This is a genomic window from Microvirga brassicacearum, from assembly GCF_008757455.1.
Taxonomy (GTDB): domain Bacteria; phylum Pseudomonadota; class Alphaproteobacteria; order Rhizobiales; family Beijerinckiaceae; genus Microvirga; species Microvirga brassicacearum.
Genome location: NZ_VCMV01000001.1, coordinates 124,326 through 134,734 on the forward strand (window position 1 = coordinate 124,326; position 10,409 = coordinate 134,734).

A 10,409-nucleotide genomic window follows, 5' to 3' on the forward strand; every position below is an offset into this window, starting at 1 on the left:
AGGAAAGTCCATGAGTGAACGCGTCGTTCAACACCTCGAAGGTATGACGGACGAGATCATCGAGCGTCTGCGCGCCTATGTGGCTTGCGCGAGTGTCAGTGCGGATCCGGCCTTCGCCGCCGGAATGGCATCGGCGCGCGAATTCCTCATGAATCGCTTCGCGAAGGTCGGGCTCGAAAACCTTCAGCTTCTCGATGGCGGCGGACATCCGGCGATTTATGGCGATTGGCTCCACGCTCCCGGAAAGCCGACGCTCCTGGTCTACGGCCATTACGACGTGCAGCCGCCGGATCCGCTCGATCAATGGCAGACGCCACCCTTCGAGCTTACGCGAAAGGGCGACCGGCTCTACGGTCGCGGGGCGTCCGACAACAAGGGATCCTCCACCATCGCGATCGAGTCGCTCGCGGCCTTCCTTGCGGTCGAGGGCGAATTCCCGCTGAACCTCAAGGTGCTGTTCGAGGGCGAAGAGGAGATCGGCGCGCCGAGCCTGCCGAAGATCTTCGATCAATCCGGCGACCTGCTCAAGGCGGACCTCGTTCTCTCGGCGGATGGCGGGCGCATGGGATTCTGGCCTGCCCTCAATGTCGGCTGCCGCGGCATCATCAAACTCGAACTCACGCTGGAAACGTCGGCCCGGGACCTGCATTCGGGGCGATATGGCGGCACCACCCACAATGCGCTTCAGGACATGGCCCGTCTGCTCGCATCCCTGCACGACAACGAGGGTCGCATTCTCGTCGAGGGTATGCTCGATCCCTCCATCCTGCCGACGTCGGCTCAACGGGCGGAAGTCGCGGAGCTGGGGCTGGACGAGGACGCGTTCTTTGCGACCTTCGATGGCATGGCGCACGGTGATCCCGCCTATACGGCGCATGAGCGTCTCGTGCTGCTGCCGACGGTCGAGATCAACGGCATATGGGGCGGATATACCGGTCCCGGCAGCAAGACGATCATTCCAAGCGCGGCGCATGCCAAGATCACCGCGCGCCTTGTCTCGGGGCAGGACCCCGATGCAATCGCGCAAGCGATCAAGCGGCACCTCGAGGCTGCTTGTCCCAAGGGCGCGCGTCTGGTCGTGAAAACCTATGGCGGCGGCGCGCCAGCCTACACCTTGCCCAAAGACAATCCGCTGCTCATCGCGGCGGATCGCATCCTGAGGCGCGAGACCGGAAAGGCTCCCGTGCGCGTGCGCCACGGCGGCACTCTTCCGGTGACGTCGATCTTCCGCGAGAAGCTCGGCGCCGACACCCTGATGTTCGGCTTCGGCCTGCCAGCGGACGGCGTGCATGCGCCGAACGAATCCTACGCCATCGAGAGCATTCGCGAGGGCCTGCGCTGCTGGCCGATGCTGATATCGGAGATCGGCGCGATCGTCGCGGAAGAAAAACCTGCGGCAGGCGCGTCGCCACGTGCGGCAGCGGGCGCGTGAGGACCAGTATGATCGCGGAGCCGGGCCCATGACGACACCGCTCCTCTCGGCACGCAACATCCGGCGCATCTATGAGGTGCCGGGGCGACTATTCGAGAAGTCCGCACGCGTCCATGCGCTCGACGACATCTCGTTCGACCTGCGTGCCGGCCGCACGCTGGCGGTCGTCGGCGAATCCGGGTCGGGCAAGTCGACGCTGGCCCGCATTCTCAGCCTGCTCGAGGAGCCGGATGGCGGCGAGATCGTCGTTGCTGGCGAGGACACGCGCACGAGATCGCAAGAAATACGCAAGCGCCAGCGCAGCACCGTCCAGATGGTGTTTCAGAATCCTTACGGCTCGCTCAACCCGCGCAAGAGTGTCGGGCGCATCATGGAAGAGCCGCTGTTCGTGCAAGGTTTCGGCCCTGCGCAGGTGCGGGCGGAGCGAGCGCGGGCCATGCTGGCGAAAGTAGGCTTGCGGCCGGAGCATTACTGGCGCTTTCCGCACATGTTCTCCGGTGGCCAGCGCCAACGTATCGCAATCGGCAGGGCGCTGATGCTGACGCCGAAGATCGTCATCGCCGACGAGCCAGTTTCTGCTCTCGATATCTCGATCCAGGCGCAAATTCTGAATCTGCTCATGGATCTGCAGGAGGAGTTCGGTCTCTCATACCTGTTCATCAGCCACGACTTGTCTGTCGTGCGGGTGATCGCCGACGAGGTCCTGGTTCTCTATTATGGTCGCCTGATGGAATTCGGCAGCCGCGACGCGATCTTCTCCAATCCGCGGCATCCCTATACGCGCACGCTTCTCGCCGCTGCCCCGACGATCTCGTTCGAGCCGGAACCGGTCGTACTGGACGTCAAAGTCAGCGAACCGCCATCAGCCTTCGCGCTTCCGAAAGGCTGCGTCTTTCACCCGCGTTGTCCGATGGCCAGAGACATCTGCCGCGAGGTTCGACCGGAGGTGCGCAACGTCGAAGACCGATTGGTCGCCTGTCATTTTGCCGAGCAGCGACCCTGACCGCCACAAGAGCAAGAAACCAAAAAATCACGAAACAGAGGAGAATTTCATGAAACGCAACCGATGCCTTGTCGCTCCGATTTTCGCCGCAGGTCTCTTCCTGTCGGCGCCTGCCGTTGCCTCCACCCTCATCGTGTGTACGGAGGGCAATCCCGACACGTTAAGCCCGCAATACACGACCTCGGGCACGACCTATGACGTCACGGAGAACATCTACAACAAGCTCGTGATGGTCGAGCGCGGCGGCGCGGCGATCGTGCCGGGTCTTGCCGAAACCTGGACCGCGTCGCCCGATGCCAAGGTTTTCGAGTTCAAGCTGCGCAAGGGTGTGAAGTGGCAGTCCAACAAGACCTTCACGCCGACCCGCGACATGAATGCAGACGATGTGATCTTCACCTTCGAACGACAGGGCAATCGGGACCACCCGTTTCACAAGGTCGGAGGCGCGGCTTACGCTACTTATGAAAATGTTCTGGCGGGAAAGATCGCCAAGCTCGAAAAGGTCGACGACTACACGGTTCGGTTCACCCTGAACGTGCCCACTGCCGCCTTCGTAGGGTCGCTCTCCGACGGATCCTTCGCGATCATGTCGGCAGAACATGCGGACAAAATGTTGAAAGCCGGCACGCCGGACCAGATCGACACGGCGCCCGTCGGCACGGGCCCGTTTTCTCTCGTGCGCTTCCAGCGCGATACTGAAGTGCGCATGAAGAAGTTCCCCGGCTATTGGGGCAACGCGACACCGGACATGGCCGCGAAAGTGGACAATGTGGTGTATCTCATCGCACCGGAACCGTCAGTGCGCATCGCCAAGCTGAAGGCCGGCGAGTGCCATATCGCACGCTATCCGAACATGCCGGATTTCGAGACGATCAAGGCCGATCCGAAGCTTGAACTCGTTCAGGGCCCCGTCGCTGACATGAGCTACATCACGTTCAAGCTGAAGGAGAAGCCGTTCTCCGACAAGCGCGTACGTGAGGCGCTCGCCCATGCGATCGATCTCGAGGCGATCAACAAGGCGGTGTTCTTTCCCGGCTCCAAGACGACCGGATCGCTTGTGCCGCCGACTCTGTGGGGTCGCAATGACGAGCTCAAGCCGCGCGCCTACGATCCCGAGAAAGCCAAGGCTCTTCTTGCGGAGGCGGGTTATCCGGAAGGATTCACGACCGATCTCTGGGCGATGCCTATCGCACGGCCCTATATGCCGAACGGACGTCGGGCCGCCGAGATGATTCAGGCGGATTGGGCGAAGATCGGCGTGAAGGCCAAGATCGTCACCTATGAATGGGGCGAGTACATCAAGCGCATCCGCAATCGCGAGGCGAGCGTCGGCATGACCGGCGGCATGTGGGACTTCCCCGACCCCGGCCACAGCATCACCGGCCGTTGGACATGCGTCGAAGGAAAGCCGCGCCCGAACAACACGCCGGACTGGTGCAATGCGGATTTCCAGAAGGAGATGGACGCGGCAAGTCAGATCTCCGACCAGGAGCAGCGCGCGAAGCATTATCGAAAAGCACAGGAGATCTGGCTGGCCGATATCCCGGGTGTGCTCCTCGGCAACGGCGCCAAGTTCGAAGCCGCCCGCAGGGAGGTGAAAGACTTCAAGGTTCAGCCCTTCGGCGGCACGCCGCTTTATGGCGTCAGTCTCGCGGATTGATTGCAACCGGTTGGCGCACGATGCCGGGCGGCATCATGCGCTCATTGTGAGCCAGGGGCGTTCTCGTCCCTGGTCGCATCGTGCTCAACAACACGATTCCCGACGCTACGGCAGAGCCGCGCCGGCCCGCGATCGGTATTCCAAGAAGGACCTTCAATGACTTACCAGCCAGGCCGCCATTTTCTGCAGATCCCAGGCCCCACCAACACGCCGCTCCCCGTTCTCGCCGCGATCGCGAAGCCGACGATCGACCATCGTGGCCCCGAATTCGCAAAGCTCGGGTGCGAGGTGCTAAGCGGCATCCGGACGATCTTCAAGACCGGCAACCCTGTCATCATCTATCCGGCCTCCGGGACTGGGGCGTGGGAAGCGGCGCTCGTCAACACGCTTTCGCCGGGCGACAAGGTGTTGATGTTCGAGACCGGCTGGTTCTCTACCCTCTGGAGCCGCATGGCGAAGCGTCTCGGCATCGAAGCCGAGTTTATCGCGGGCGATTGGCGGTCGGGCGTCGATGCCGGCGCTATCGAGGCGCGGTTGCGCGACGACAAGGAGCACACGATCAAAGCAGTCGCCGTCGTCCACAACGAGACGTCCACCGGAGTGACCTCGGACATCGCCGCTGTGCGCCGCGCCATCGACGATGCGGGCCATCCCGCACTCCTGCTCGTGGATACGATTTCGTCTCTCGGCTCGATCGATTATCGCCATGACGAATGGGGCGCCGATGTCACGGTCGGAGGATCGCAGAAGGGTCTGATGCTGCCGCCCGGCCTTGCGTTCAATGCCGTTTCGCAGAAGGCACTCAAGGCCGGCAAGGGCGCGGGTTTTCCACGCTCCTTCTGGGATTGGGAGGAGATGATCGCCATCAACGACAAGGGTTTCTTCCCCTATACCCCGTCGACCAATCTGTTGCAGGGTCTGAAGGTCGCAATCGACATGCTGCACGAGGAAGGGCTCGAAAACGTCTTCGCGCGTCACGATCGCGCAGCCGAAGCAACCCGGCGCTGCGTCCGCCATTGGGGCTTCGAGATCCAATGTGCAAATCCCGCCGAATATTCTTCGGCCCTGACGGCGGTGCGGCTCCCGGAAGGTCATTCCGCCGACAACCTCCGCGCCGATATCCTCGGCCGATCCAACATGTCCCTCGGGAACGGGCTCGGCCCGCTCGCGGACAAGGTTTTCCGCATTGGCCATCTCGGCGATTTTCACGATCTTATGGTGATGGGAACGCTTTCGGGGGTGGAGATGGGACTGCGCGCTTGCGGCATTCCCCACCAGTCCGGCGGTCTCGATGCGGCCCTCCGCTATCTCAGCGGCAATGCCGGTCCCGCCGGAAGCGCATGAGGCATCGGAATCAGAGGAAGGCCGATTTTGGGCGGTATCGCAGATGGAACTAGCGGTGTTGCAAGATCGATGACCTTATGTTTCCGTTAACGTCCTGGATCGTGTCTAGCGTCGCTGACGTTTTATAACTCAGCAGAAGAAGACCAATCTCGCGCAGGCGTGTCTCCCGGGCACCAACATGTTGGCTGTCCCACGTAGACACGGCTTTGTGACGAGCCTGGTTTCCAGATGGCGACGTACCCTTCCGGCTTACATCAGTCAGGCACCTGAACGCCGACCGGCGCGACTGCTTCGTCCGGCAGAGTGAAGACTGCGCAGGGCGTGGCGATACCGCGCAATACGTGCTCGCCTAAAGGGATCAACGCCGTTGTCGTCTCCGCCGCGACCGCGCCCGAGATCAGCACGCTGCGGCCGAGGGGCCTGCACAGCCCTTCGAGTCGGCACACCAGGTTGACGGCAGGGCCGATCGCCGTGAAGTCCAGCCGATCTGCGGTGCCGATATTGCCCCACAGCATGTCGCCGAGATGCAAGGCCATGCCGAAGGGGAGGGGCGGCAGGCGTTGGCGGCTGCGTGCCTGATCGAGGTGGGCCATGCCCGCCCGGGCCGCGCTGACGGAGCGTAGAGCGGCCTCGCACGCGTCAGATGGCCCCCGTTGGCCAACCGGAAAGATCGCCAACACGCCGTCGCCAGTGAATTTCAGCACTTCTCCGCCGAAGGCCTGAACGGCTCCGGCAATGCGCTCGAACCAAGCGTCGAGCGCGGCGACCACGGCCTCCGGCGCCACCGCCTCCGACAGCGCGGTAAAGCCGCGTAGATCGCCATAGAGCAGGACCGCGCGGATGGTCTCGCCAGTCCCGCGCCGCAACCGCCCGGCCAGCACCTGCGCCGCGCTGCGTCGGCCGAGATAGGCCTCGAGCAGCGCGGCAAGGGTCGACCGCGCGGCAAGGACGGCGAGCGGCGCGGCAGCAAAACGCGCCGCCTGATGCAACAGCACGGTTTCGGCCTCGGTGAGGGACCGCCAGACCGCCCAGCCCAGCACCGGGCTGTTTGGTGCTGGTCCGCTCGACGTCAGGCTGTCTGGTGCCGAGCCGGCGACACTCTCCACCACCACCATTCCGGTGCCAAGCCCGACGAGCCAGTCGCGGCCGACATTTTCCTGCTCAGACTCGGCCGCGCCAAGGGACCCGAAACCGAACGCCTCGATCACCGCTCCGGTTTCCGCCCGCCACAACCAGGCGCGGCGGGCGATGACAGGATGCGGGACCGCCAGCGTCAGCGCGCCGCCCGCGAGCGGTAAGCCATCGGCGATCAACTGCGCGCCGAGGGTCGCCAGGAAATTGTCGGCGCCAGGCACGGTGCTAGCCGCGTCGACCAGCCAGGCGAGGGCAGAGGGCAGTCGCATGCAGGAGATCATGTACTGGCGGCCGGCGCCTGTCATCGCCGTGTTGTGGCGAAAAGTAGATTCCTTGCACGAGGGGATAATTGCACTAGGAATGGTGGGCGCCACGCCGGTTTCACATACCGGGCCGACGTGAACATCGCTTGGTTTGAAGGAAGCTTCCGATGACTGAACCGCTGGTGGTCCGACGTGAGATCCAGATCGCGGCACCGCCCGCGACCGTCTTCGCCTTCCTCACCGATCCGGAAAAGATCCTGCGCTGGATCGGCACGGAGGCGACAGTGGAGCCGCATCCCGGCGGCCTCTACCTCGTCAACGTCAGTGGCAAGAACATCGCCCGTGGGCGGTTCACTGAGGTCATTCCGATCCACCGTCTCGCCTACAGCTTTGGTTGGGAGGGGCACGACAAGACGCCACCAGAATCGGGTCTGATCGAAATCGACCTGATCGACCAGATGGGCGGGACGCTGTTGCGCATGACCCACAGCGGTCTGCCCGACGCGGAGGCTTGCGCCAGCCACGAGCAGGGCTGGACCCATTACCTCGGAAGGTTGGCGTTAGCCGCCACCGGCGGCGACCCGGGACCGGACACACCGCGCCACTCATGATGGCGTTATAACGAGCGCGCGTATTCGGCAGCGAGCGGGTCTCTGGCGCCGCGTCGTGCTTCGAGACCGGCCTTGGCCTTCCTCAGCATGAGGCTGTGGGTGCTGCTTCCCGGGCTCCGCCTCATCCTGAGGAACCGCGTAGCGGCGTCTCGAAGGATCTTCCAGTGCACTCTGCGATGCGTCGTCCTACAAAAGCGCTGTCGCGCTTCCTCACGATGAGGATCCGTTATCCCCTAAAGTCCCAAAAGCCCGATGATCTCGTCCGCGCCGGCGGTCGGTGAGAGGGTCCCGGCCGCGATCGCCTTTTCGATCTCCGGCACCTGCTTGCGCATACCGGCATCCTGCGTCAGGCGGTCGTGCAGGCGCTCGTGGACCAGTGCCCACATCCATTTGGCATCCTGCGCCCGCCGCTTCGCCGCGAGTTCGCCCGTTGTCTCGAGGCGTTTGCGGTGCTCCAGCACCTTGCTCCAGAGCTCGTCGAGGCCTTGCCCGGTCAGGCCCGAGACGGTGACAACCGGCGGCCTCCAGGTGGCCGAGGCGGGCGTCAGGATGCGAAGCGCCGACTTGTAGTCGGCGGCCGCAGCCTTGGCCCGCATGCGGTCATCGTCGGCCTTGTTGACGGCGATCATGTCGGCGAGTTCGAGGATGCCCTTCTTGATCCCCTGCAATTCGTCGCCGGCGCCGGGCAGCATCAGTACGAGGAAAAAATCCGTCAGGTCGGCGACCGCCGTCTCCGACTGCCCGACCCCAACCGTCTCCACCAGAATCACATCGAATCCGGCAGCCTCGCAGAGCAGCATCGTCTCGCGGGTCCTGGCCGCGACCCCGCCGAGGGTGCCCGACGAGGGGGAGGGGCGGATGAAGGCGTTCGGGTCGATCGCGAGCTTGGCCATGCGCGTCTTGTCGCCGAGGATCGCGCCGCCGCTGCGGCTCGAGGTCGGGTCGACGGCGAGCACCGCCACCTTGTGGCCGCGCTCGGTCAGCATGCTGCCAAGGGTGTCGATCGCCGTGGATTTGCCAACCCCAGGAACCCCCGTGATGCCGACCCGGACCGCGTTCCCGGTTCGCGGCATCAGCGCCTGCAGCAATTCGCGCGCCTTGGCGCGATGATCGGGGCGGCGCGATTCCATCAACGTGATGGCGCGCGCCAGCACGGCGCGGTCGCCGCGGGCGATGGTCTCGGCCGTGATATCGGTCTTGCGTGAGGTGCCCCCGGTCATGGACCAGCTTTAGCGTGTTCGCGGCCGCTTTTCACCAGACGATCGGTTCCATTCCGATCCGTCCCCAGCCGGGTATCTTGATGGCGGGCCGGCGAATGTCGATGCCGGCGACGAGGCCCAGGAGATCGACCTCGATCCCCTCGATCCAGCCGACCGAGAGGCCCGCGTAGCCGCCGAGCGAAATCTGCACCCCGGTTCGGCTCGGGGTGAGGCCGACGATATCCCGGAAAGGCTGCCAGTTCTTGCCCAGGGCGGTCGGCGGCAGGGCGGCGCTGAGCTCCGGCACCGAGCGCATCACGTGGGCCACGAAGGTGTTGGAATTCGGCCCCGGCCAGGCGTTGTAGTCGCCCGAGACGCGATAGGGATAGCTCGCCACCGCGGCCTGAATCTGCGGAATCAGCCGCTGCGCCGCCTCGCCTTCGATCAGCACGATGAGTCGGGGCGCATTGCCGAACCAGCGTCCGTCCGGCGCCCAGCCATTGGTGCGGACCGGGCTTCCCCAGCCGACCTTGTCGTAGCGTGTGTAGCGGTCGGCGCCGGCCTCCTTCACCACCACCCAGGTATGATGGGCGAAGATGCCGCGCCACCGCCCCACACGGGCGGCATAGACCGCCACGATGGCCTGAGGCGTCTCGGCCGGCGGAGACAGAAGCCGGGCGCTCGACCAATCGGCCTGGCGATAATTGGCCGCAACGTCGTCGCGCATGGCCCACCACACCGCATGGGCACCAAGCGGGAGAACGAACAATCCGATCATGACGAGGAGGAGACGGGCGAGAGACATCATTGCCGATTTAAGCCGCAAGCCGCGCCGCATCAAGCGGATGGCCGTTCACCAATGATTGACCACGTTCGACAGCTTATCGGCCCGAGCCTCGGTCCTGCCTTGTGTCTGCCACGTTCGGACGCGACAGAGCGGGCCCACCTTTGTCCTCACACCCACCGGCACCATGCTCATCCCCGCCCGTCGCCTCGCCGTCATTGCTCTCGCAAGTCTCGCGTTGTCCGGATGCCTTGGAGGCGAGTCGATCTTGTCCCGCACGCCGACATCGCCGCGTGCCGGCCTGTCGAACGATCCGCGATTGCTCATTGCGACCACGCGCCTCCCGGTCTCCGATCCGATCAAGAAGCCGTGGTTCAGCGCCCAGCGCTCGGCCGAGATGGTGTTCGCAGAGGCGCGCCTGACGCCGCCCGATCGCTCGTTGATGGGGCGCGTGACCTCCGGTGGCTGGAGCATCGCGTCGGTCGATTCCCTCGATCGCACCACCGCCGCGCAATCCTTTGCGCAGGCGGCGCTCGGCCGCGATCTGCTGCTCTACATTCACGGATATCGCGAAAGCTTCGAGACCGCCGCGACCTCGACCATCGAATTGTCGGAAGGCATCCGCTTTCCCGGCGCCACCGGGCTCTTCACCTGGCCGTCGGCCGGTTCAACCTTCAGCTATGTGAGCGATCGCGAAAGCGCCATGTGGTCACGCGATGCGCTCGAGGACCTGCTCGCGGCGATTGCCAAATCGCCGAGCGGCGGGCGGATCCATATCGTGGCGCACAGCATGGGGACCCTGTTGACGCTCGAGACCCTGCGCATGCTGCGCGGCTCCGGCGGCGAGGGCGCCATGTCCCGCATCGGCGCGGTGGTGATGGCAGCACCCGATATCGACATCGATCTTTTCGCACGCGGCCTCGAGCGGCTCGGTCCCGACGCGAAGAAAATCACCGTCATCAGCTCCACCAACGACCGG

9 protein-coding genes are annotated in these 10,409 nt (G+C 64.4%); 6 read left to right on the plus strand and 3 right to left on the minus strand.

The genetic code is table 11. The features are described from left to right. Window positions 1-10 precede the first annotated feature (10 nt). The 4 genes from FEZ63_RS00520 to FEZ63_RS00535 all read left to right on the plus strand — a co-directional run bounded on the left by FEZ63_RS00520 (window position 11) and on the right by FEZ63_RS00535 (window position 5,439). Window positions 11-1,432: a M20/M25/M40 family metallo-hydrolase gene (locus tag FEZ63_RS00520; RefSeq protein ID WP_150941680.1), complete on the plus strand. Its 1,422-nt coding sequence runs from the start codon at window positions 11-13 to the stop codon at window positions 1,430-1,432. 28 nt (window positions 1,433-1,460) lie between these two features. Next, complete coding sequence (locus tag FEZ63_RS00525; RefSeq protein ID WP_150941681.1) at window positions 1,461-2,435, plus strand: dipeptide ABC transporter ATP-binding protein; 975 nt, start codon at window positions 1,461-1,463, stop codon at window positions 2,433-2,435. Between the two features lie 49 nt (window positions 2,436-2,484). Further along, the gene (locus FEZ63_RS00530) at window positions 2,485-4,095 is read left to right on the plus strand and encodes an ABC transporter substrate-binding protein (RefSeq protein ID WP_150941682.1); all 1,611 of its coding nucleotides are present in this window, start codon (window positions 2,485-2,487) and stop codon (window positions 4,093-4,095) included. Between the two features lie 156 nt (window positions 4,096-4,251). Further along, window positions 4,252-5,439: a pyridoxal-phosphate-dependent aminotransferase family protein gene (locus tag FEZ63_RS00535; RefSeq protein ID WP_150941683.1), complete on the plus strand. Its 1,188-nt coding sequence runs from the start codon at window positions 4,252-4,254 to the stop codon at window positions 5,437-5,439. Window positions 5,440-5,693: 254 nt separating this feature from the next. On the opposite strand, the gene FEZ63_RS00545 is transcribed toward FEZ63_RS00535, so the two are convergent. After that, entirely contained in the window at window positions 5,694-6,842 is a 1,149-nt protein-coding gene (locus FEZ63_RS00545) for an adenylate/guanylate cyclase domain-containing protein (protein WP_150941684.1), read from the minus strand. A gap of 161 nt (window positions 6,843-7,003) precedes the next feature. Between FEZ63_RS00545 and FEZ63_RS00550 the strand changes: the two genes are divergently transcribed. Continuing rightward, window positions 7,004-7,447 carry an SRPBCC family protein gene (locus FEZ63_RS00550; protein ID WP_150941685.1) on the plus strand — a complete coding sequence of 148 codons (444 nt, stop codon included), beginning with the start codon at window positions 7,004-7,006 and terminating at the stop codon, window positions 7,445-7,447. A 233-nt stretch (window positions 7,448-7,680) separates the two neighbouring features. On the opposite strand, the gene meaB is transcribed toward FEZ63_RS00550, so the two are convergent. Together meaB and FEZ63_RS00560 are read right to left on the minus strand one after the other, a co-directional pair. Next, window positions 7,681-8,667, minus strand: a complete 987-nt coding sequence (meaB, locus tag FEZ63_RS00555) for a methylmalonyl Co-A mutase-associated GTPase MeaB (protein WP_150941686.1) — start codon at window positions 8,665-8,667, stop codon at window positions 7,681-7,683. Between the two features lie 31 nt (window positions 8,668-8,698). Then, window positions 8,699-9,454: a DUF3750 domain-containing protein gene (locus FEZ63_RS00560; RefSeq protein ID WP_150941687.1), complete on the minus strand. Its 756-nt coding sequence runs from the start codon at window positions 9,452-9,454 to the stop codon at window positions 8,699-8,701. A 163-nt stretch (window positions 9,455-9,617) separates the two neighbouring features. Here FEZ63_RS00560 and FEZ63_RS00565 point away from each other — a divergent pair. Then, window positions 9,618-10,409: alpha/beta hydrolase (locus tag FEZ63_RS00565; protein ID WP_150941688.1), on the plus strand; the 792-nt coding region annotated here is incomplete at its 3' end.